The following is a 21111-nucleotide window of genomic DNA, read 5'->3' as shown; positions in this document are numbered from 1 at the left end:
TTGGGTGGCGCCGGTCGGCGCCGGAGCAACGGAGTGGGCGCGATGCGAACGGTTTCGAGGTTGATGCTGGCGACGGGGGCGGTGGCGGCCCTGATTGCGGGCGCAAGCCCCTCGCGGGCGCAGCAGACGATCCGCGTTGGCTGGACCATCCCGGCCGAGGAATCCAAATACTGGATGATGCGCAGGCCGGCTGAATTTCCCAATATCGGCAAGACCTACAACATTGAATGGACCCAATTTCAGGGCACCGCGCCGATGACGCAGGCATTGGCGGCAGGCGCACTGGATTGCGCGACGCAGGCACCGCTGTCGCTCTCCAACGGCGTGGTCGGCGGCAATCTCAAGGCTTACATCGTGGCTCAGCACGTCTTTGAGAAGCCCGGCGGCTTCTCGGTCTACTGGGCTGTCATGGATGACTCGCCAATCAAGACCATTGCCGATCTCAAGGGCAAGACCGTCGGCATTTCCGTGATCGGCGGCGGCACGCAAGGGCCTTTCAACCTGCTCCTGAAGCAGAATGGCGTCGATCCGGCCAAGGATATCAAGCTGGTCGAGGTCGGCTTTGCCGTCTCCGAGGACGCGTTGCGCCAGGGCCGCGTCGACGCGGTCAACATGAATCAGCCGTTTGCCGCCCGCGCTGAAGCAAAGGGTGGCACAAGGAAACTGTTCTCGCTGTCCCAGGCGATGCCGAACATCGTGCACATCCTGGAAGCCTGCCGTGCCGATTTCGTCGACAAGAACCCGGAGCTGGTCAAAGCCTATGTTCGCGACATCACTTCGGGCATGAAGAAGGCGCTGGCGAACCGCGAAGAGACCCTGAAGGTCGTGTCCGAGGTGCTGAAAGCGCCTGTTCCGGTGCTCGAGACCTACCTGCTCAAGGACAACGACTTTGGCCGTGATCCGGGGGCGGCACCGAACTTCCCCGCGATCCAGAAGATGCTGGACATCTACGCGGAGACAGGAATGCTGCCGAAGCTGGACGTCGCACAATTCAAACATCCGACGATCGTCGCACCGCTGCAATAAGTGTTCGCGCCGTCTTTTGAGAGACGAAGTGGCAATGTCCCGCCGCGTGTGGGACATCGCACGAAGATGATGCAAATATGAAGAAGTTGCGATCACGGATAACGACCGACGGCCTCGACCGGGCCCCGCACCGCGCATTCATGCGCGCAATGGGGCTGGACGATGCGGCAATCGCCAAGCCGATGGTTGGCATTGTCAGCATGAAGGGCGAGCAGACGCCCTGCAACATGACCCACGACTTCCAGGTGGCCGCGGCCAAGACGGGTATCGAGGAGGCCGGCGGCACGCCGCGCGAATTCTCCACCGTGTCGGTCTCCGACGGGATCAGCATGAATCACGAGGGAATGAAGTTCTCCCTCTTTTCGCGCGAGCTGATCGCCGACTCGATCGAGGCTGTCGTTCATGGTCTCGCCTATGACGCGTTGATCGGATACGGCGGATGCGACAAGACGCTTCCCGGCGTGATGATGGGCATGGTTCGTTGCAACGTGCCGTCGATTTTCATCTACGGCGGCAGTTCGCTGCCGGGGCGCGTGGACGGGCGAACGCTGACCGTGCTCGACTCCTACGAGGCTGTCGGCAGCTTCATGACCGGAGAGATCGACGGCGCCACACTGGAGCGGATCGAGCGCGCCTGCCTGCCGACCATCGGTGCGTGCGCCGGCCAGTTTACTGCGAACACCATGGGAATGGTGTCGGAGGCGATGGGGCTCACCATTCCCAACGTCTCGATGGTGCCTGGTGTCTACGCCGAGCGCGCGCAGATCTCGCGACGCGCCGGGCGGCTGATCATGGAAATGCTGGAACGTGGCGGGCCTCTGCCACGGGACATCGTGACGCGGAAATCCCTGGAGAATGGCGCGGCGATCGTCGCCGCTACGGGCGGCTCGACCAACGCCGCGCTGCATCTGCCCGCCATCGCGAACGAGGCCGGCATCGCATTCACGATCGACGATGTCGGCGAGGTCTTTGCCAGGACGCCGCTGATCGGAAACCTGCGGCCCGGAGGCAAATACACGGCGAAGGATGTCTACGACATAGGTGGCGCCGCCGTGGTGATCCAGGAGTTGATCAGAAGCGGTCACATCGACGGTAACTGCATCACCATCACCGGCCGGACGCTTGCCGAAGAATATGGCGCGGCCAACGCGCCGGACGGCGAGGTCGTTTACGCGGCAAGTGCGCCGATCATGCCGGATGGCGGTGTCGCGGTGCTGAAGGGCAACCTCTGTCCGGACGGTGCGGTCATCAAGGTCGCAGGTTTGAAGAGCCAGTTCTTCGAGGGTGTCGCGCGCGTTTTCGAGGACGAGGAGGCCTGTGTCGCAGCGGTTCGTGACCGCAGCTACAAGGCAGGTGAGGTCCTGGTGATCCGCAACGAAGGGCCGGTCGGCGGCCCCGGCATGCGCGAGATGCTCGGCGTCACCGCGCTGATCTACGGGCAGGGCATGGGCGAAAAGGTGGCCCTGATCACCGACGGGCGGTTCTCCGGCGCGACCCGCGGCATGTGCATCGGCTACGTGTCCCCCGAAGCATTCGTTGGCGGTCCGTTGGCCCTCGTTCGCGACGGCGACAAGATCCGGATTGATGCTACAAATCGGCGTATGGATATGCTGGTCGACGAGCCGGAGCTCGCGGCGCGCCGACGTGATTGGAAACCACGCCCGCCGCGTCACCGCGCAGGCGCGCTCGCAAAATATGCGCGACTGGTCGGCCAGGCGCCGGGCGGAGCGGTTACCCATGAGGGGCCGGCAGAATGGCCCTGGTTCGAATGACGCGGCGTACCTGTGCGAGAACGGCCACCTGTCTGGCAAGTTTCTTGCTAAGCTCCTGCCGCTGACGGAGGACATCCAGCAGACAAGTTGCGCGACGTTCGTGCGCGGGTGAAGTGGGAGACGGGATGAAGGTCGTGCCTTCGAGATCGAGCGAATGGGTGGGACCGGTGACGTCACAAAAGCCGGCTTCTGCGATCATCGAGATCGACCGCGTCTCGCAGGTTTTTCAGACCTCGGCGCGCAAGGATCATCTGGCGCTATCTGACATCTCGCTGACGATCGCCGAGGGCGCCTTTGTCTCCATCCTTGGTCCGTCGGGGTGCGGCAAGTCGACACTGCTCTACATCGTCGGGGGCTTCGTCAGCCCGACCAGCGGCGCGGCGAAGATCAAGGGACGGGCGATCACAGGACCCGGTCCTGATCGCGGGCCGGTGTTCCAGGAGTTTGCGCTCTTCCCCTGGAAGACCGTGCTGGGCAATGTGATGTACGGGCCGCGTCAGCAGGGCGTGCGGACCCCTGAGGCCGAAGCGCAGAGCCGGGCGCTGATCGAGATGGTTGGCCTCAAGGGCTACGAGAACTTCTATCCCAAGGAATTGTCGGGCGGCATGAAGCAGCGCGTGGCGCTGGCCCGAACGCTTGCCTACCATCCCGAAGTGCTGTTGATGGACGAGCCGTTCGGCGCGCTCGACGCCCACACCCGGACGCGCTTGCAGAACGATCTCCTGAACATTTGGGAGCGCGACCGCAAGACGGTGCTGTTCGTCACACATTCGGTGGACGAAGCCGTCTTTCTGTCGGACAAGGTCGTGATGATGTCGAAGTCGCCCGGCCGCATCCGGCAGGTGATCGATATCGATCTGCCGCGGCCGCGCCGCCGCAACGAGCTGTTGCTCGATCCGCGCTACCAGAAGTACGTCGTCGACATCGAGCGCATGTTCGACGAGGTCGACGAGACCGGATCGCCGTCATGACATTGCTGGCTACCTCCGCCAGACGTGCTGCCCCGGTGTTCGCCTGCATCGGGCTGCTGGCGATATGGCAGGTCGCCTCGCTCGCGCTGAAGAACGACAGCTTTCCGACGGCGATCGAGGCGATCCGGGCGATTCCGGATATTCTCGGCGACAAGGAGTCGCTGATCAATATCCTGGCCTCGCTCCGCCGCATGGCAATCGGGTTCGGTGTTGCAGTGCTTGTTTCGATTCCTCTCGGCCTGCTGATGGGACGCAGCCGCGCAGTTGCGGCCTTCTTCAATCCGCTTCTGATGGTGATCTACCCGGTACCGAAAGCGGCCTTGATGCCGATCATCATGCTGTGGCTGGGGGTCGGTGATATCGCCAAGACGCTGGTGATCTTCCTCGGCGTCAGCCTGCCCGTGATCTATCATAGCTTCGAGGGCGCCAGGGCGGTCGAGGAGAAGATGCTGTGGTCAGGTGCGGCCATGGGGCTCTCGCCCTTGCAACGGTTGGTTCGCATCGTGTTGCCGGCGGCGCTGCCGGAGATCCTGACTGGCTGCCGCACGGGCTTGGTGCTGGCGCTGATCACAATGATCACCAGCGAAATGATTGCCCGCCAGTCCGGCGCCGGCAACATCCTGTTCAACGCGCTCGACATGGGTCAATACGACACCGTCTTTGCGATGATCATCATCGTGGGAGCGATGGGAATCTGCCTCGATGCGATCTTCGAGCGGGTCCGCGCAAGGCTCGTGCGCTGGTCCGAGCCTCAGTTCGACATACCGTTGAGCTTCTCATGACGCCGCGTATTCTCCCATCAAATGTCCTTCTCGGAATCGCGCCAATCGTGCTGGTGATCGCGGTTTGGCAAGGCCTGGTGTCATTCGGCTTTGCGCCTGCGGTCCTGCTGCCGCCGCCCGGGTTCGTCTTCAGCCGGTTGCTCCAGCAGCTCGTGACGTGGACATTTCAGCAGGAGATCGCGGCGACCTTGATCCGGTTGTTTGCCGGCTTCGCGATTGCGGTCGTACTTGGTGTCAGCATCGGCATCGCTGCTGCTGCCAGTCCCGCGATCGATGCTGTGGTTCGGCCGATCGTCCGCGTGTTGGCGCCGTTGCCAAAGGTTGCGCTCTATCCGGCGCTCCTGCTGCTGCTCGGCTTCGGCCACGGATCGAAGATCACGCTGGTGGCCGCGGATGCGCTGTTCCCTATTCTGTTGTCCACCTATTACGGCGCCTCGACCGTCGAGCAGAAGCTGATCTGGTCGGCCATGGCGGCGGGAACGCCGCGCTATGAAGTCCTTTTCAAGGTGGTGCTGCCGGCGGCGATGCCGTCGATCCTGACCGGCTGCCGGATCGGCCTTGTCATTTCCTGCATCGTGGTGTTTCTGGCCGAGATGATCACGTCGACGGACGGGCTGGGCCATGCCCTCGTCACGGCGGCCCGGACGTTCCAGGCCGTCGACATGTTCGTGCCGCTGATCACGATCTCGCTGCTCGGGTTGATCCTGAACGCGCTGCTGGGCGTCGTGCGATCGTACCTCCTACGGGGCTTTCCCGAAGCGTGATCTGACGGAACAAGAAACCACGATACCGGGAGTGAACCATGCTGGCTGATCGCATCGAAGCAAAATGGATCGACGCATTTTGTGAGATTTTCGAACGATGCGCCGTCAAGGCCGGCGATACCGCGGCGATCCTCTCGGAGACGCAATCGCGTGCGCTGAATGTACATCTGGCGGAACTCGCGCTGCTGCGGATGGGCGCGCGGCCATTTCATGTGGTGATGCCGACGCCGCGCAATCGCAATATCGTTCCGGTTCGTTCGACAGGCGCGAGCGAGGCGATCCAACGGCTCGGCCCGGTAATAAGCGCGCTTCAGCAGGCCGGCTTTGTGGTTGATTGCACCATCGAGGGCCTGATGCACGCGGTGGAGACGCCCGAGATCCTCAAGGCAGGCGCGCGGATCCTGGTGATCTCCAACGAGCACCCGGAGGCGCTGGAGCGGATGGTGCCGGACCCCGCACTCGAGAAGCGCGTTCGCGCGGCGGCGAAGATGCTGCGCGGGACCAAGCGGATGCGGGTCACCTCGAAAGCCGGCTCGGCGCTCGACGTGGACATGATCGGTGCTTCAACGGTCGGCGTGTGGGGCTGGACCGACAAGCCCGGCACGCTCGCGCATTGGCCGGGCGGCATCGTCGTCAGCTTTCCCAAGAGCGGGACGATCAACGGTACGCTGGTGATGGCGCCCGGCGACATCAACCTGACATTCAAGCGCTACCTGACGTCACCTGTGAAGATGACGTTGAAGGACGATTACGTCGTCGAGCTGGAAGGGGAGGGCACGGATGCCGCAATGATGCGTGCTTATCTCGCGGCCTGGGGCGATCGCGAGGCTTACGCCGTATCGCATGTCGGTTTCGGCATGAACCCTGGCGCGCGCTATGAAGCGCTGTCGATGTACGATCAGCGCGACACCAATGGCACGGAGATACGTGCGGTCTCCGGCAATTTCCTGTTCTCGACCGGCGCGAACGAATTCGCCGGCCGCTACACCGCAGGTCATTTCGACCTGCCGATGATGGGAACCACTATCGAGCTGGACGGCGTCGCGGTTGTGCGGGACGGCGTGCTTCAGGACGTCTTCGGCTAGTCGCGGTCGAGCACTGGCGGGCGAGCCAGCTCGAAATGCCGGAGCAGGTCGACCATGGCCTGGAGCCGCTTTGCCCGATAGGCGTCGACATCGAGCCCGGAATAATCGAGAAAGCCTGCGCCGGTTCGCAGGCCGATCCGGCCTTCGTGCATGTTGCGCGAGATGACGTCCGGCGCGCGATAGCGGTCGTTGCCGAGGGCACCTTCGAGATAACGGCTCGCATAGTAGAGGATATCGCCGCCGCCCCAGTCGATGAACTCGAGCAGCCCTAGCACGGCGTAGCGGAAGCCGAAGCCGTAGCGGATCGCCTTGTCGATCTCCTCCGCGCTGGCGACGCCTTCCTCGACCATGCGCGCGGCCTCGTTCATGGCCAGCGCCTGGATGCGCGGGACGATGAAGCCGGGCGTCGCCGCGCAGACCACCGGAACCTTGCCGATCCCTTCAAGCAGCGCCTTGACCTCCTCGATGATGGCTGGATCGGTGGCTTTGCCGGGCGAAACCTCGACCAGCGGGATCAGATAGGCCGGGTTGAGCCAGTGGACGTTGAGAAAGCGGCGAGGGTTCACGATCGCGCCGGACAGATCGTCGACCAGAATGGTCGACGTGGTCGATGCAATGATCGTGTCGGGCTTTACCTGTCTTGAGGCCGCCCCCAGCACCTCCCGCTTGAGTTCGACGACTTCAGGGACGCCCTCAAAAACCATTCCGGCGTCGGCAAGCGCTGCGCCGCTCTGGCTAGCCGTCACAACCGAGACGCGCGCGATGAGCGGATCGACATCTGCCTCGGTCAGCAGCCCCAGGTTCGAGAGGCTCGCGAATGTCTTCCTGATTTCGCCGAGCGCATCCGCTTCGAGCTTGGCGAAGTCCTCGGCGGAACGGGGCTTGACGTCGATCATCGTGACCCTGTGCCCGGCATAGGCGAACGCGACGGCGATGCCGCGCCCCATGCGGCCGGCCCCGAGACATGCGATGTTGGCGCGACTGGTCATCGATTAGAATCCATTGCGAAGCAGCGTCTGCAATTCGGCCTTGCCGAGGCCGCCGAGACCCAGCGTATCGAGGGTTCGGCCGCCTTGGGCAAAATCTTCACCGCAGATCGCGCCACCGATGGCGAGGAAAGCCTTAGCCAGCGGCGTAGCCACGCCCGCGAGGCCGGCGACGGACACCAGCAGCGACAATCCAAGCCGCAAATCCTCACGCATGTAGCGGTGCTCGGTCAGCACGATGCGTTCGCGCCAGTCGCCGGAGTCCGTCAGCCGGTCATGCGAGCCGCGACCATACATCCAGATTTCGCCCTCCTTCGCGTAGTGGTGAGCGAGCGGGAAATGCGGTGCACCGTAGCCGAGCGCCTCCCGCACCGCGATCCGCTCGGCGTCGAGCGCGTCGGTCACCCGGCGGATCGAGGCCTGCGTTCCTTCCTTGTGGATGTCCCATCGCTCGAAATGTTCGATCGGGCCGGTGTTCATCACGATCAGTGGCGGATGGATGATGGGACCTGCATTCATCAGCGCGCCGGACAGCGCATCTCCGCATGGTTCGATTGCGTCGGGGAAGGCGCGTCCGATCACGTCGAGCGCGTGCGGCGCCCGGTCGAGCGGAAAGACGCCAACCGGTAGCCGCTTCGCGCGGATCGTGATCGCGACCTCGAACGGCCCGTGCTTGCGGGTGAGCCAGGGCAGCGTGCCGGTTTCGGCAAAGCTCGCCTTGGCCTGGTTGCCGGCGTCCTGCGCGGCCTTCGCGAAGATCATCGAGCCGAATGTCGCGGGCGGCAGAAACACGACTTGGCCGTCCCGCAGGTGCGGTGCGACGAGCCTGGCAATATCCGGCTGTGCGAAGGCAGGGGCAGGGCACAGGATCAGTTCGACACCGTCCATGGCTTCGGCGATGTCGGTCGTCACCAGCGCCAGCTTCATGTCGTGGCGGCCGTTATGGTCCTTCACCAGGATGCGCGAGCCGTCGGCGCGATGCGCGGCGACCTGATCCGCGTCGCGGCGCCAGAGCCGGACCTCATGTCCCGACAGCGCAAAATCGCCCGCGGCCGCGAAAGAGCCGTTTCCCCCGCCCAGAACTGCAATCTTCAAGAGGTTTCTCCCCGTGCGCGCGACTGCGCGTCAAGCTGCTTCAGCAGAAAATGCTGGACCTTGCCCAGCGCCGTGCGCGGCAGGTCGGTGACGAAGACGATCTCGCGCGGAACCTTGAAGCGAGCAAGCTGCGCCTGGAGATGCGCCCTCAGTTCCTCCGCTTCGAGCCGACAGCCGGATCGCCGGATCACATAGGCGATCGGTACCTCGTCCCAGCGCGGGTCCGGCCTGCCGATCACGGCGCATTCGCTGACATCGGGGTGTTCCAACAGGACGCGCTCGACCTCGGCCGGGTAGACATTCTCCCCGCCGGAAATGATCAAGTTCTTCTTGCGGTCGCGGATCCAGAAATAGCCGTCGGCATCGCACAGGCCGATATCGCCGGTGCGATACCAGCCATCGCTCAGCGCATCGTGCGTGGCGTCCGCATTCCCCCAATATTCGAAGAACACGTTGGGGCCGCGCACCGCGATCTCCCCTGGCGTGCCCGCCGGCACCTCACGGCCGGCCTGATCAATCACTTGCGCTTCGCAGCACAGGCCCGCAAGTCCGGTTGATCCCTCTCGCGAGAGATCGCCGCCAAGCCGCGTATAGATCGCGATGGGGCAGGTTTCGGTCGAGCCATAAACCTGAAGCACGGGAACGCCGCGCGCGACAAAGCGGTCGATCAGGTGCGGCGGCACGATGGTCGAACCGGTGGCCACGGCCTTGAGCGATGAGAGATCGGCCGTGGTCCAGGCGGGATGCTCGCTGACGGCCTGAATGATGGCCGGCACCATCACCGTCAGCGTGGGGCGATCGCGCGCGATCGATGCGAGCGCCGTATCCGGCGCGAAGCGGGCGTGGATCGTGACGGTCGCGCCGAGCTGAAGCGCCGGCGTGGTCTGGATATTGAGACCTCCGACGTGGAACAACGGCAGCACCGTCAGCACGTGATCGTCGGACGTCATGCTGTGCATGTGCTGGCTCATGACGCCGTTCCAGAACAGCGCTTCCTGACGCAGCACCGCGCCCTTCGGCCGGCCGGTGGTCCCTGATGTGTAGACGATGAGGAGCGGGCAAGAGAGGTCGGTGTGCGGATTTCGGCTGGAGCCGTCGCTATGCGCCAGCAGGCTTTCGAAAGTCGTGCCGCGCGGCGGCGCAAAGTCGAGGCCGACAACGGATGTCCCCGGCGCTGCCCGCACGAGCTCGGAAAGAACTCCCTCAAATGCCTGCTCGAGCACCAGGACCTTGGCGCCCGCATCGGTGAGAATGAAGAGCTGTTCGGCGATCGCCAGCCGCCAGTTCAAGGGCACCAGCATCGCCCCGAGCCGCGCGCAGGCATAGAGCAGAACCAGATAGTCCGGCCGGTTCAGGCTGAGGATCGCGACGCGATCGCCCCGGCCGACGCCGAGCTCCTGCTTCAAGGCAGTGGCGGTCTGCTCGATACGCGCGGCAAACGCCGCGTAGCTCAGCCGCTCCCCCTCGAAGGCGATAGCCGTCTTGTCTGGCGCGAACGCCGCGTTGCGGTCGATCAGACTACAGAGGTCCACCGTCAGTCGTCCGTTTCGCCAGCCTCATACAGCGCCTCGCGCCCGATACGGTCGAGACAGAGCTCGGCCGTCCAGGGCAGCATCAGCGAGCCGCAGCGGCTGTCGCGATAGATCCGCTCCAGCGGGAGCGAGCGAAGCATCGCCTGGCCGCCGCAGGTGCGGATCGCGAGTGCGGCGAGCTCATTGGCCCCCTCCATCACCGAATATTGCGCGGCGTAGGCGCGCAGCACCTGCTCCTTGCTCGGATTGGCGCGCGCCTCCGTGACGGCCTGGAACCAGATCGACTTGATCTGCTCGAGCTTGATCTGCATCTGCGCGACCGCGATCTGCTTGGTCGGGTACATCCGTCGCTTGACCGGCGGCATGCCCGGCACCTCGCCGCGCAAGTAACGCACGGTGAAATCATAGGCCGCTTGCGCGAGACCCATATAGGTCGGCGACAGCGTCAGGAACATGTGCGGCCAGCGCATCGCGGCCTGGAAATAGACGCCGCGTGGCATCAGCGCGGAATCCTCCGGGACGAACACGTCCTCGAACAGCAGCGTTCGCGATACCGTTCCGCGCATGCCGAGCGGATCCCAATCGCCGACGACGGAAACGCCCTGCGACTTCGCCGGAATTGCGAGGTAAAGCGTGTTGCGGCGCGAGGCCTTATGGCCTTCCTCGATTTCGGTGCAGAGCACGCCGTAATAGTCGGCGTGACCGGACAGCGATGCAAAGATCTTCTTGCCGTTGACGATCCAGCCGCCCTTCACGGGCTTTGCCTGCGTTCCGAAGGCGACGCCGCCGGCGGCCGCCGCACCGCCTTCGGAGAAGGGCTGCGAATAGATCGCGCCGTCCTCTACGATGCGCTTGTAGTGGACGGCGCGCCGCCGCTCGTGCTCGGCGCGGGTCTCCGCGTCCATGTCGAGATCGTCCGCGAGGGGGCCCGACCACAGGGTGGAGCAGACATGCATGTTCCAGGTCAGTGCTGTCGCGCCGCAATAGCGGCCAATCTCGGCTGCGGCCAACGCATAAGTCTGGTAGTTCGCGCCGAGGCCGCCGTGCTTCTTGGGGACGGCGATGCCGAGCAGGCCGACGCGATGCAGGTCGCGATAATTCTCGGTCGGAAAGATCGCCTCGCGGTCGTAGGTCGCAGCGCGCCCGGCGAACACGCTCTGGCCGATCTCGCGGGCGCGCGCGATGATGCCGGCCTGTTCGTCGCTCAGGCGGAACGCGACGGGATCGAAGATCGGTGCATCCAGCACGACCTTGTCACTCGCGCCGATCGTCTTGCTGACTTGCATGGTCATTGCGCAGTCACCTGTGTTTTGCAACGACTGAGTCCAGGAACTTGCCGAGCGCCTCGTCAAAGGCCTCGGGACGTTCAAGGTTCGCGAGATGGCCGACGCCGGCCAGCTCGACATATTGAGCCGAGGGAATGTAGGTCGCCGTCTTCGCCATCATGGGTGCCGGTGCGTTGTTGTCCTTGGAGCCGGACAGCAGCAGCGTCGGCACGGAAATATCCTTGAGCGTGCTGCGCTGATCGAACCCGATCAAGGCCAGCATCATGGCGCGATAGCTCGCTTCGGGCACGCTTCCCATGCAGGCACGCGCAAGTTCCATCCCTTCCGGATCAGGAGTGTCCCCCACAAGCTCCTTCACCAGCGAGGGCGCCAGCGACCTCATCGTCTCGCCGCGATCGAGCGGTCCGAGCCGCGCTGCGATGAACGATTTCTGCCAGTCGCCATCGGCCTTGCCGAACGCCGGGCTGGTCTGCGCCAGCACGACCGCGCGCGCCAGTTTCGGCGATTGCTCCAGCCATTTCTGGACGATCATGCCGCCGATCGAATGTCCGACCAGAATGGGCCTTGTTACGCCGAGCTGCTCGATGAATTGCTGGAGCGCATCGGCCAGGGCAGCGATGCTGACGCGGGCAAGCGGCGCCGATCCGCCATAGCCCGGCATGTCCCATGCGATCGCGCGGAAGCGGTCGCCGAATGTGGCAAGCTGGTGCCGCCAGGCGCGCGCCGCGCCGCCAATCCCATGCAGGAAAATCAAGGGTATCGCGCCCGGATCGCCGGTGGCTTCATAGGCGAAGCGTCCGTCCTTTGTTATCATCGGCGCAGGTTGCGGCACGCGATATCCTCTTGCTGGGCCCGGCGATGCTAACAGGCCTATCGTCGATGGGAAGAGATAATTTTATACTTAAAGCAATTTTCGGGCCGGTCTTTCCCGCGTGGGCTTTCGCGACGTCGACTGGCGCCGTCGTTGCAAAAGTTTGAAGGTTAAAATATATCGGAGGCACGATCAGCAGATCCCAAGGAGCCAGCGCATGTCCGGATTGCCGCACTCGCCGCACGCACTGGTAACCGGTGGCGGCCGTGGAATCGGCCGCGCGATTGCAGCATCCCTCGTCGGCGCCGGCGCCACCGTGACGGTGCTCGGCCGGAATGCCGCAGTTCTGGACGAGGCGGTCCGCGCGGGTGCGGCGCATTTTGCAGCTGTCGCCGATGTCTCGGACGAAGCTGCGCTGAAGGCAGCCATCGCGGAGGCGCATGCGCGAAAGCCGATCGACATTCTGATCGCCAACGCGGGCAGTGCGGAGTCCGCACCGTTCTCCAAATCGGACAGCGCCCTGTTTGCGCGCATGATGGACGTCAATTTCATGGGTGTGGTCCATGCCGTTCGCGCCGTACTGCCGGGGATGAAGGATCGCCCCTATGGCCGCATCGTCGCGGTGGCGTCGACGGCGGGGCTGAAGGGTTACGCCTATGTCAGCGCGTACACCGCGGCCAAGCATGCAGTGGTCGGTCTCGTGCGTTCGCTCGCCCTCGAGATGGCCGGCAGCAACGTGACCGTGAATGCGGTGTGTCCCGGCTTCACGGACACCGATCTGGTCGCCGGCAGCATCGAAAACATCATGAAGAAGACAGGGCGAACCCGCGAGCAGGCGATCGCCGAGCTCGCCAAGCACAACCCGCAAGGGCGGCTGATCTCGCCTCAGCAGGTGGCCGACGCCGTGCTTTGGTTGTGCGGCGAGGGTGCCGGCGCGATCACGGGGCAGGCGATTGCCGTTGCCGGCGGTGAGATCTAGCGTGCGCGACGCAGGCCCAGAACGAGGAAGCTAAGGAGATCGTATGAGCAGACCAGCCAATCCCGTGACCCTGCCGCTCGCGGACTATTCGCCGCAGCACTTCCTGCTGGCCGTGGTCGACGGCGTTGCCACGGTGACGCTCAATCGTCCCGAGCGGAAGAACCCGCTGACCTTCGAGAGCTACCGGGAACTCACTGATTTCTTCCGCGCCTGCGCGTTCGACGATGCGGTCAAGACGATCGTTGTCAGCGGCGCCGGCGGCAACTTTTCGTCCGGCGGCGATGTATTCGAGATCATCGGCCCGCTCGTGAAGATGGATACCAAGGGGCTCACTGCCTTTACCCGCATGACGGGAGATCTCGTCAAGGCGATGCGGGCGTGCCCGCAGCCGATCGTGGCCGCGGTCGAGGGCATTTGCGCGGGCGCCGGTGCGATCGTCGCCATGGCGTCGGACATGCGCCTTGCCGCGAGCGGGGCCAAGGTCGCGTTCCTGTTCAACAAGGTGGGCCTCGCCGGCTGCGACATGGGGGCCTGCGCGATCCTGCCGCGGATCATCGGCCAGTCCCGGGCCTCCGAGCTGCTCTATACCGGCCGGTTCATGACCGCGGAGGAGGGCGAGCGCTGGGGCTTCTTCAGCCGCATCGTCACGCCGGAGCAGGTGCTGCCCCAGGCGCAGCTCCTGGCAAAGCAGATCGCCGAAGGGCCGACCTTCGCCAACACCATGACCAAGCGGATGCTGGCGATGGAATGGGCGATGTCGGTGGAGGAGGCGATCGAGGCGGAGGCCGTTGCTCAGGCCCTGTGCATGACCACAGCGGATTTCGAGCGTGCCTTCCAGGCCTTCGCCAACAAGGTCAAGCCGGTCTTCAGGGGCGACTAAGGCGGTTGCTTTTACCCGTGGAGGGGCCAGCAATGGGGACTTGCGCGAAATTGGGAGCTGAGAATTAAGGCTAAGCCCAAGACCCCGGCCAAGCTCAAGGTGGAGGCGACAAAGCCGCTTGCGGCGGAGTGACCGCCCATGCGACGTTAACCCCATTGCCTGGCGTATTTCGAGTGGAGTAAGGGCGATGAAGGCGATTATCGTCGGTGGCGGTATCGGAGGTCTCACCACGGCATTGATGCTGCGCTCGCGCGGCATCGCTTGCGAGGTTTTCGAGCAGGCCGACACCATTCGCGAGCTTGGTGTCGGCATCAACACGCTGCCGCACGCCATGCGAGAGCTTGCCGGCCTTGGCCTGTTGCAAAAGCTTGACGACGTCGCGATCCGCACCGATCAGCTCTACTACCTCAACCGCCATGGCCAGGAGGTCTGGCGCGAAGCCCGCGGCATCGACGCGGGGCACGACGTGCCGCAATTCTCGATCCACCGCGGTCGCCTTCAGGGCGTCATCCATCGCGCCGTCGAGGAGCGGCTCGGGGCGGAGGCAATCCACACCGGCTGCCGTCTTGGTGCGTTCACACAGGACGAAGGCGGCGTTACGGCTTACTTCTTCGATCGCTCAGGCGCACACATCCACACGGCGCGCGGCGATATCCTGATCGGTGCCGATGGCATCCATTCGCGCGTGCGCGACACGCTGTTCCCGAACGAAGGACCGCCGTGCTGGAACGGCCTGATGCTGTGGCGCGGCGCGCGCGACTGGCCGCTGTTCCTCACCGGCAAATCCATGATCGTGGCCGGTGGCCTCAACGCCAAGGTCGTGATCTACCCGATCGCGGAAGGCTCGAGCCCCGCGAGCCGTCTCACAAACTGGGCGGTGCTGGTGAAGGTCGGCGAGGGCAACGCCCCGCCGCCGCGGAAAGAGGACTGGTCGCGTCCGGGCCGGCGCGAGGAACTGATGCCGCATGTGGCGCGCTTCTCGGTGCCCTATATCGATGTGAAAAGCCTGATCTCGGCAACGCCCGAGTTCTACGAATATCCGACCTGCGACCGCGATCCCTTGCCCTATTGGTCCTCGGGACGCGTCACGCTACTCGGCGATGCCGCGCATCCCATGTATCCGGTCGGCTCGAACGGCGCCTCGCAGGCGATCCTCGATGCGCGGTGCCTTGCCGACGCGCTGGTGCGCGCCGAGCATCCGCGTCAGGCGCTGGTCGAATATGAGAAGAAGCGCTTGCCGATGACCGCCGATATCGTTCGCTCCAACCGGCGTGGCGGCCCCGAAGGGGTCATCGACGCCGTCGAGCAGCTTGCGCCTGATGGCTTCGACAATGTCGACAACGTCCTGAGCTATTCCCAGCGCGAGGCGATCGTGCGCGGCTATGCCACCAAGGCCGGCTTCGCTGCGGTGCCGGGGCTCGCAGCGGTGCGCGCCTGAGACGCAAAGGGGCGATGAACCGTCATCGCCCTTTGGCTTTTTGATTGAGCAAGACCTTTCCGGAAAACCGCCTCGCGCTTTTCCGGGGGCATGCCGCTAGCCGCCGGGAGGCGGCGGCAGGAAGTGGATGTTGAACTCGGCGGCCATCGCCACCACGTCCTCAGGCTTCTGCTCCTTCATGTTGTGAAGGCCCCAGAACAGGTCGAACAGCTTGCGGCTCGGCGCCACCCAGAACAGCACTTTTGCGGTCTGCTCCGACTTGTTGAAGATGCCGTGCGGCACGCCCATGCCGAGGCGGATCAGGTCGCCCGCGGTTGCCTGTGACTCCGAATTGCCGAGCATGAAATCGAGCTTGCCCTCCAGCATGTAGAGATACTCATCCTGGTCGGGATGAATGTGCGGCGGCACGAATGTGCCCGGCGGCAGCGTTGCGTGCCAGGAGAAGCTGTTCTCGGCATAGCTCTTCGGCACATAGGTCTGGCCGAGGATGTTCCAGGAAATGCCCTGGATGCCCTCATTGGCCCGTGTGATGCCGGTGATTTCGCTCTTCATTGCAGTCCTCCCGTAACGCGATGCGGCTTAGTTTGCCGCCTTGCAGTCCTTGGCATAGCGGTCGCCGTAGTTCTCAAAGACCCTCTGGACGATCTCGGTCTGGAACTTGCCGTCAGGGCGCTTGGCAACCTTGGTGAGGTAGAAATCCTGGATCGGATAGCCGTTGGTGTTGAACTTGAAGGCGCCGCGCAGCGAGGTGAAGTCGGCCTTCTTCAGGGCGGCCGCGACGGCATCCTTGTTGGAGAGGTCGCCCTTCACACCCTTGATGGCGCTGTCGATCAGCATGGCGGCGTCATAGGCTTGGAAGGCGTAGGTGCCGGGCACGCCGTTGTAGGCGGTCTCATAGGCCGCGACGAACTTCTTGTTCTGGGGATTGTCGAGATTGGGCGCCCAGTTCGCGCCGCCGAACATGCCGACGGCCGCGTCCTGCTGCGCCGGCAGGGTCGATTCATCCACCGTGAAAGCCGAGAGCACCGGAATGCTATCGGCAAGGCCGGCCTGCCTGTACTGCTTCACGAGATTAACCCCGAGACCGCCCGGCATGAACGTGAAGAGCGCATCGGGCTTCTGCGAGGAAATCTTGGAAAGCTCCGGCTGGAAGTCCAGCGTGTTCAGCGGCATGTAGGATTCCTCGACGATCTCGCCCTTGTAGTCGAGCTTGAAGCCGGCGACCGAGTCCTTGCCGGCCTGATAGTTCGGCACCATCAGGTACATGCGCTTGTAGCCGCGATCCTGCGCGACCTTGCCGAGGATCTCGTGAACCTGATCGTTCTGGTACGAGGTCACATAGAAGAACGGGCTGCAGTCCTTGCCGGCAAAAGTCGACGGGCCGGCATTGGGGCTGATCAGGAAGACTTTCGATTCCGTCACGGGTCGGTGGATCGCCTGGAGAATGTTGGAGAAGATCGGCCCGACCACGAAGTCGACCTTGTCGCGTTCCAGAAGGCCCTTGACCTTGGTCACCGCTGCGTCCGGCTTGAGCTCGTCGTCGACCACCACGACCTCGACATCGCGGCCGCCCATCTTGCTGCCGAGATCCTTCACCGCGAGTGCAAAGCCGTCGCGAACCTGCTGGCCGAGCGCGGCGGCGGGTCCCGACAGGGTCACGATCACACCGAGCTTGATCTTCTCCTGGGCGAGGGCGGGGCTCATTGCCGTGCCGAGCAGCAAGGCGGCTGCGGCCAAGGTCGTTTGCGTCTTCATGGTCTGTCCCCCGTGACATCAGGGCCTGCGCTGCAAGCCGCGTACTCCAATACAAGCTTATGCCGATGACGGCTGCCGCGGCAAGCAAAGCTCAAGACGCCGCCATCTCGCGAGGCAGCGAGCATGCAAGCGGCGCGCCAATTACTTGAAGCCTAAAGAAATCGACGTGCGGTCGATTGCTGCAGCTTTGGACTTGCGGCCGGCTTCAATTTATTTGAAGCTCAAAACGTTGGGGAATCCGTGCTGGCGCCAATGCCTGCCGTCAATGACTGCATCAGATGCTTGATTCCGAGACCAAGGCCGTCGAGACGCCGGAGGACCACGCCGAAGAGCTTCGGCTGTGGCTGCGTATGCTTACCTGCACGACCCTGATCGAGGGCGAGGTCCGCGGCCGCCTGCGGCAGCGGTTCGACGTCACGCTGCCCCGTTTCGATCTGATGGCACAGCTCGACAAGGCGCCCGATGGCATGACGCTGTCCGATGTCTCCAAGCGCATGATGGTCTCCAACGGCAACGTCACCGGCCTCGTCGAACGTCTGGTGGAATCCGGCCATCTCGACCGGCGCACGTCGGAGACCGACCGCCGGGTCCAGGTGATCCGCCTGACAAAGCTCGGGCGCGCCGAGTTTCGCCGGATGGCGGCGGAACACGAGACCTGGATCGCCGATCTCTTCGCCGACCTGACGCCGAAGGATGTGCGCGAGCTGATGCGGCTCCTCGCCAAGACCAAGGCGTCGGCGCAGAAGTCGGCTGGCCGCCGCCGGGCGTAGGTCCCGCGGGCCGATGCGCCCGCCAATCCCACCTTGCCGTAGGAAAATGCATGGGATGCCCAAAATCCACTATTGCACCAAATTGTTTTAAGCCTAAAATGTTTCCAAGTTAGTGCTTGCCGGGTGCTTCCATGCGCAAAGGAGCGTGCGATGGCCAACGCCGCCAAGGTTCAAATGTCGGGCTCGTCTGACGGCAATGCTGCGACGGCCCATGTCGATACGTTCGCACGGCAACATCTGCCGCCGCGCGAGCTCTGGCCCGATTTCATCTTCACGCGGCCGGAGCTGCAATATCCGCCGCGATTGAACTGCGTCGGCTATTTCCTCGATCGCTGGGTCGAAGAGGGCCATGGCGACGCGCCTTGCGTTATCAGCCCCGCGGTCAGCTACAGCTATCACGAGCTGCAAGCACTCGTGAATCGCATCGCCAATGTTCTGGTCGGCAAGCTTGGTCTCGTGACCGGCGGGCGCGTGCTGCTGCGCTCTGCCAACAATCCGATGATGGTCGCAACCTATCTTGCGGTGATCAAGGCCGGAGGCATTTGCGTCGCGACGATGCCGCTGCTGCGCGCCAAGGAGCTGTCCTATCCGATCCAGAAGGCGGAGATCACGCTGGCGCTCTGCGACGGAAAGCTCGCTGACGAGATGGAGAAGGCGAAAGCCGCGGCGCCCGGTCTCAAGCAGGCCGTCTATTGGGGTAACGGCGCGGCCGACTCGCTCGAGGCGCTGATCGCCGACGCAAGCCCGGAGTTCAAGGCCGTCGATACCGCCTCCGACGACGTCTGCCTGATCGCCTTCACGTCGGGCACGACCGGCGATCCCAAGGGCACCATGCATTTCCACCGCGACATGCTGGCCGTCTGCGACGGCTACGCGCGCAACATCTTGCGCGCCGAGCAGAAGGATCGTTTCGTCGGCTCCGCACCGCTCGCCTTCACGTTCGGCTTCGGCGGCGTGCTGTTCCCCATGCATATCGGCGCCTCCTTCGTCGTGCTGGAGAAGACGACGCCGGACGACATCCTGACGGCGATCGAGCAGTACAAGACCACGGTCTGTTTCACCGCGCCGACCGCGTATCGCGCCATGATCGGCAAGCTTCCGGGCCGGGACATTTCTTCGCTTCGCAAGTGCGTCTCCGCTGGCGAGACACTGCCCAAGCCGACATTCGATGCCTGGTTCAAGGCCACCGGCATCAAGCTGATGGACGGCATTGGCTCGACCGAGATGCTGCACATCTTCATCAGCGCGACCGAGGACGAGATCCGTCCGGGCGCAACCGGCAAGCCAGTGCCGGGTTATGAGGCGAAGATCGTCGACGACGCCGGCAATGACGTCCCGACTGGGACGATGGGCCGCCTCGTGGTTCGCGGTCCGACCGGGTGCCGCTATCTCGCGGACGAACGGCAGCGCAGATACGTCCAGAATGGCTGGAACATCACCGGCGACACCTACCTGATGGATGACGACGGCTATTTCTGGTACCAGTCGCGCTCCGACGACATGATCGTGTCGGCCGGCTACAACATCGCAGGCACTGATGTCGAGGCGGTGCTGCTGACGCATCCCTCCGTCGCCGAGTGCGGTGTGGTTGGCGCACCGGACGAGGCACGCGGAATGATCGTGAAGGCTTATATCATCGCCGCGCCCGGCGTAACGCCGGATGCCCAACTTGCGGCCGAGTTGCAGGAATATGTCAAACGCGAGATCGCGCCCTACAAGTACCCGCGCGCGATCGAGTTTGTGACGCAATTGCCGAAGACCGAGACCGGCAAGTTGAAGCGTTTTGCCCTGCGGCAACTGGCTCAGGCTGCGGCGACGTCGTCGGGCGTTGCGGCAGAATGAGGGAAGGACGGAGCATTTGTCCGTGACAACGCCGAAAGGCCCGCAGCTCGCGGTGCTGTCGACCGCCGATGAGAAGGTCACGCCTTCGGCGGCGCAGATCCTCCAGCCGGCCGGCTGGCCGGTGCCGAAAGGCTACGCCAACGGCATGGCCGCCGACGGGCGGATCGTCGTCACCGGCGGCGTGATCGGCTGGGATGCCGAAGAGCGTCTCGCGGACGGCTTTGTCGCGCAGGTCCAGCAGGCCCTGAGCAACATTGCCGCGATCCTGACTGAGGCCGGCGCACGCCCTGAGCATCTCGTGCGTCTGACCTGGTACGTTGTCGACATGGACGAATACCTCGCGAACCTGAAGGAGCTCGGCAAGGTCTACCGTGCCGTCTTCGGTGCGCACTATCCGGCAATGGCGCTGCTTCAGGTGGTACGGCTGGTCGAGAAGGCGGCGCGCGTCGAGATCGAGGCCACCGCCGTCATTCCCCGCTGAGCCGCGTTTGCTCCCTCAGCTTGCCTTGTTAGCTCGCTTTGGCGAGGTCGTCGTCCTCGGGCGAGTTTAGATAAACGCCGGACATGGTGTCGACCCAGCACAAATGGTCGTGCACCTTCTTCACGCCCTCGACGTTCTCCGCCGCGACGACCGCGGCCTGCCGTGCGCGTTCTTCGGTGATGACGCCGCTGAGGTGAACGATGCCGTCGCGAACGATGACGTTGAGTCCGAACGGGCACCAATCGTTCTTCTCCATGGTATCGATGATGCGGTTGCGAATATGATCGTCATCGGCCGTCGGATCGGGCACCTCGCGGGCGAGCCCTGCGACAGCCTGCAACAGGTTGGCGCGGGACACGATCCCGACGACCATGTCGCCGCGTACCACCGGCAGGCGCTTCACGTTGTTCCGTTCCATGAGGTCGACGATCTCCGCGAGTGCCGTGTCCTCGGTGATGGTCACGGGCGAGGCGGTCATCACCTCCGAGACCTTGCGGCCGTGCTCGTGGACGAAGTCGCTGGCCGATTTGCCCGGACCGAGGATGAACCGCAACCAGCGCCCCCGCTTGCGCCCGGTGCCGATCTCGCTGCGGCGGATGAAGTCTCCTTCCGAGACGACGCCGACGAGCTTGCCGGTGTCGTCGACCACCGTGAGGCCGCTGACGTGCCGCTTCAGCATGATGTTGGCCGCCTCGACGATGCTGGTATCGGGGGTGACCGAGATGACCGACCGGGTCATGATCTGATGGGCGCGCATGGACAACTCCGCTGGCTTGTCGAATTTCAATGCGCAAAACCTAGCCCGGCTGTCGGGGTGTGGTTTGACTCAGGTCAAGCGATCCAGGCCGTTTCTCCC

The 21111-nt window shown here is 64.0% G+C and carries 20 protein-coding genes; 12 read left to right on the top strand and 8 right to left on the bottom strand.

Features of this window, described 5'->3' with window-relative positions; all coding sequences use genetic code 11:
• Positions 1 to 42 precede the first annotated feature (42 nt).
• From ACE10W_RS27670 to ACE10W_RS27645, 6 genes are all read left to right on the top strand, one after another.
• The gene (locus ACE10W_RS27670; RefSeq protein WP_161537025.1) at positions 43 to 1026 is read left to right on the top strand and encodes an ABC transporter substrate-binding protein; all 984 of its coding nucleotides are present in this window, start codon (positions 43 to 45) and stop codon (positions 1024 to 1026) included.
• 77 nt (positions 1027 to 1103) lie between these two features.
• Positions 1104 to 2798 (top strand): dihydroxy-acid dehydratase, encoded by a 1695-nt coding sequence (gene ilvD / locus ACE10W_RS27665; RefSeq protein ID WP_110116769.1) that lies wholly within the window; start codon positions 1104 to 1106, stop codon positions 2796 to 2798.
• Positions 2799 to 2923: 125 nt separating this feature from the next.
• Complete coding sequence (locus tag ACE10W_RS27660) at positions 2924 to 3769, top strand: ABC transporter ATP-binding protein (protein WP_110116768.1); 846 nt, start codon at positions 2924 to 2926, stop codon at positions 3767 to 3769.
• Positions 3766 to 4551: an ABC transporter permease gene (locus ACE10W_RS27655; protein WP_110116767.1), complete on the top strand. Its 786-nt coding sequence runs from the start codon at positions 3766 to 3768 to the stop codon at positions 4549 to 4551. The genes ACE10W_RS27660 and ACE10W_RS27655 overlap by 4 nt, the downstream gene beginning before the upstream one ends.
• On the top strand, positions 4548 to 5315 hold the full coding sequence (locus tag ACE10W_RS27650; RefSeq protein WP_011088830.1) for an ABC transporter permease: 768 nt from the start codon (positions 4548 to 4550) through the stop codon (positions 5313 to 5315). The genes ACE10W_RS27655 and ACE10W_RS27650 overlap by 4 nt, the downstream gene beginning before the upstream one ends.
• A 38-nt stretch (positions 5316 to 5353) precedes the next feature.
• Positions 5354 to 6400: a peptidase M29 gene (locus ACE10W_RS27645; protein ID WP_060908321.1), complete on the top strand. Its 1047-nt coding sequence runs from the start codon at positions 5354 to 5356 to the stop codon at positions 6398 to 6400.
• Here the strand turns inward: ACE10W_RS27645 and ACE10W_RS27640 are convergent.
• Genes ACE10W_RS27640 through ACE10W_RS27620 form a run of 5 tightly spaced genes read right to left on the bottom strand, consistent with a single transcriptional unit; the run spans position 6397 to position 12131 of the window.
• Positions 6397 to 7389, bottom strand: coding sequence for a 3-hydroxybutyryl-CoA dehydrogenase (locus tag ACE10W_RS27640; RefSeq protein ID WP_110116765.1), 993 nt, complete (start codon positions 7387 to 7389; stop codon positions 6397 to 6399). The genes ACE10W_RS27645 and ACE10W_RS27640 overlap by 4 nt on opposite strands.
• A gap of 3 nt (positions 7390 to 7392) precedes the next feature.
• On the bottom strand, positions 7393 to 8481 hold the full coding sequence (locus ACE10W_RS27635; RefSeq protein ID WP_375762205.1) for an NAD/NADP octopine/nopaline dehydrogenase family protein: 1089 nt from the start codon (positions 8479 to 8481) through the stop codon (positions 7393 to 7395).
• Entirely contained in the window at positions 8478 to 10013 is a 1536-nt protein-coding gene (locus tag ACE10W_RS27630; RefSeq protein ID WP_110116763.1) for a class I adenylate-forming enzyme family protein, read from the bottom strand. The genes ACE10W_RS27635 and ACE10W_RS27630 overlap by 4 nt, the downstream gene beginning before the upstream one ends.
• Positions 10014 to 10015: 2 nt before the next feature.
• Positions 10016 to 11305 (bottom strand): acyl-CoA dehydrogenase family protein, encoded by a 1290-nt coding sequence (locus ACE10W_RS27625; RefSeq protein WP_110116762.1) that lies wholly within the window; start codon positions 11303 to 11305, stop codon positions 10016 to 10018.
• A 7-nt stretch (positions 11306 to 11312) separates the two neighbouring features.
• Positions 11313 to 12131, bottom strand: coding sequence for an alpha/beta fold hydrolase (locus ACE10W_RS27620; RefSeq protein ID WP_375762204.1), 819 nt, complete (start codon positions 12129 to 12131; stop codon positions 11313 to 11315).
• A gap of 196 nt (positions 12132 to 12327) precedes the next feature.
• Here ACE10W_RS27620 and ACE10W_RS27615 point away from each other — a divergent pair, with 196 nt between their 5' ends.
• From ACE10W_RS27615 to ACE10W_RS27605, 3 genes are all read left to right on the top strand, one after another.
• Positions 12328 to 13089: an SDR family NAD(P)-dependent oxidoreductase gene (locus ACE10W_RS27615; RefSeq protein ID WP_110116760.1), complete on the top strand. Its 762-nt coding sequence runs from the start codon at positions 12328 to 12330 to the stop codon at positions 13087 to 13089.
• 43 nt (positions 13090 to 13132) lie between these two features.
• Positions 13133 to 13969: an enoyl-CoA hydratase family protein gene (locus ACE10W_RS27610; protein WP_011088822.1), complete on the top strand. Its 837-nt coding sequence runs from the start codon at positions 13133 to 13135 to the stop codon at positions 13967 to 13969.
• Between the two features lie 187 nt (positions 13970 to 14156).
• On the top strand, positions 14157 to 15407 hold the full coding sequence (locus ACE10W_RS27605; protein ID WP_161534088.1) for a flavin-dependent oxidoreductase: 1251 nt from the start codon (positions 14157 to 14159) through the stop codon (positions 15405 to 15407).
• Positions 15408 to 15503: 96 nt separating this feature from the next.
• Here the strand turns inward: ACE10W_RS27605 and ACE10W_RS27600 are convergent, their stop codons facing one another.
• Both ACE10W_RS27600 and ACE10W_RS27595 read right to left on the bottom strand, forming a co-directional pair.
• Entirely contained in the window at positions 15504 to 15959 is a 456-nt protein-coding gene (locus ACE10W_RS27600; RefSeq protein WP_011088820.1) for a cupin domain-containing protein, read from the bottom strand.
• A gap of 27 nt (positions 15960 to 15986) precedes the next feature.
• Positions 15987 to 17162 (bottom strand): ABC transporter substrate-binding protein, encoded by a 1176-nt coding sequence (locus ACE10W_RS27595; protein ID WP_375762203.1) that lies wholly within the window; start codon positions 17160 to 17162, stop codon positions 15987 to 15989.
• 278 nt (positions 17163 to 17440) lie between these two features.
• Between ACE10W_RS27595 and ACE10W_RS27590 the strand changes: the two genes are divergently transcribed.
• The 3 genes from ACE10W_RS27590 (at position 17441) to ACE10W_RS27580 (ending at position 20255) form a co-directional block, all read left to right on the top strand.
• Complete coding sequence (locus tag ACE10W_RS27590; protein ID WP_011088818.1) at positions 17441 to 17932, top strand: MarR family winged helix-turn-helix transcriptional regulator; 492 nt, start codon at positions 17441 to 17443, stop codon at positions 17930 to 17932.
• A 150-nt stretch (positions 17933 to 18082) separates the two neighbouring features.
• Positions 18083 to 19774 (top strand): benzoate-CoA ligase family protein, encoded by a 1692-nt coding sequence (locus tag ACE10W_RS27585; RefSeq protein ID WP_182869070.1) that lies wholly within the window; start codon positions 18083 to 18085, stop codon positions 19772 to 19774.
• 22 nt (positions 19775 to 19796) lie between these two features.
• A complete protein-coding gene (locus ACE10W_RS27580) occupies positions 19797 to 20255 on the top strand; it encodes a RidA family protein (RefSeq protein ID WP_370204556.1) in 459 nt (152 codons plus the stop codon).
• 28 nt (positions 20256 to 20283) lie between these two features.
• Here the strand turns inward: ACE10W_RS27580 and ACE10W_RS27575 are convergent, their stop codons facing one another.
• Positions 20284 to 21012 carry a CBS domain-containing protein gene (locus ACE10W_RS27575; protein WP_060912623.1) on the bottom strand — a complete coding sequence of 243 codons (729 nt, stop codon included), beginning with the start codon at positions 21010 to 21012 and terminating at the stop codon, positions 20284 to 20286.
• Positions 21013 to 21111: the final 99 nt, after the last annotated feature.

It is taken from the genome of Bradyrhizobium sp. B025, assembly GCF_042257955.1.
GTDB lineage: Bacteria > Pseudomonadota > Alphaproteobacteria > Rhizobiales > Xanthobacteraceae > Bradyrhizobium > Bradyrhizobium diazoefficiens.
The sequence above is the reverse complement of the archived record's forward strand: the minus strand, read 5'-3'. Positions and strand labels throughout refer to the sequence as shown.

Excerpts from the sequence above, each read along its gene's own strand:
- ilvD (WP_110116769.1), top strand. The coding sequence starts at position 1,104 with ATGAAGAAGTTGCGATCACGGATAACGACCGACGGCCTCGACCGGGCC.
- ACE10W_RS27645 (WP_060908321.1), top strand. The coding sequence starts at position 5,354 with ATGCTGGCTGATCGCATCGAAGCAAAATGGATCGACGCATTTTGTGAG.
- ACE10W_RS27655 (WP_110116767.1), top strand. The coding sequence starts at position 3,766 with ATGACATTGCTGGCTACCTCCGCCAGACGTGCTGCCCCGGTGTTCGCC.
- ACE10W_RS27640 (WP_110116765.1), bottom strand. The coding sequence starts at position 7,389 with ATGACCAGTCGCGCCAACATCGCATGTCTCGGGGCCGGCCGCATGGGG.
- ACE10W_RS27575 (WP_060912623.1), bottom strand. The coding sequence starts at position 21,012 with ATGCGCGCCCATCAGATCATGACCCGGTCGGTCATCTCGGTCACCCCC.
- ACE10W_RS27595 (WP_375762203.1), bottom strand. The coding sequence starts at position 17,162 with ATGAAGACGCAAACGACCTTGGCCGCAGCCGCCTTGCTGCTCGGCACG.
- ACE10W_RS27605 (WP_161534088.1), top strand. The coding sequence starts at position 14,157 with ATGAAGGCGATTATCGTCGGTGGCGGTATCGGAGGTCTCACCACGGCA.
- ACE10W_RS27615 (WP_110116760.1), top strand. The coding sequence starts at position 12,328 with ATGTCCGGATTGCCGCACTCGCCGCACGCACTGGTAACCGGTGGCGGC.
- ACE10W_RS27610 (WP_011088822.1), top strand. The coding sequence starts at position 13,133 with ATGAGCAGACCAGCCAATCCCGTGACCCTGCCGCTCGCGGACTATTCG.
- ACE10W_RS27625 (WP_110116762.1), bottom strand. The coding sequence starts at position 11,305 with ATGACCATGCAAGTCAGCAAGACGATCGGCGCGAGTGACAAGGTCGTG.
- ACE10W_RS27600 (WP_011088820.1), bottom strand. The coding sequence starts at position 15,959 with ATGAAGAGCGAAATCACCGGCATCACACGGGCCAATGAGGGCATCCAG.
- ACE10W_RS27660 (WP_110116768.1), top strand. The coding sequence starts at position 2,924 with ATGAAGGTCGTGCCTTCGAGATCGAGCGAATGGGTGGGACCGGTGACG.
- ACE10W_RS27590 (WP_011088818.1), top strand. The coding sequence starts at position 17,441 with ATGCTTGATTCCGAGACCAAGGCCGTCGAGACGCCGGAGGACCACGCC.
- ACE10W_RS27650 (WP_011088830.1), top strand. The coding sequence starts at position 4,548 with ATGACGCCGCGTATTCTCCCATCAAATGTCCTTCTCGGAATCGCGCCA.
- ACE10W_RS27585 (WP_182869070.1), top strand. The coding sequence starts at position 18,083 with ATGGCCAACGCCGCCAAGGTTCAAATGTCGGGCTCGTCTGACGGCAAT.
- ACE10W_RS27670 (WP_161537025.1), top strand. The coding sequence starts at position 43 with ATGCGAACGGTTTCGAGGTTGATGCTGGCGACGGGGGCGGTGGCGGCC.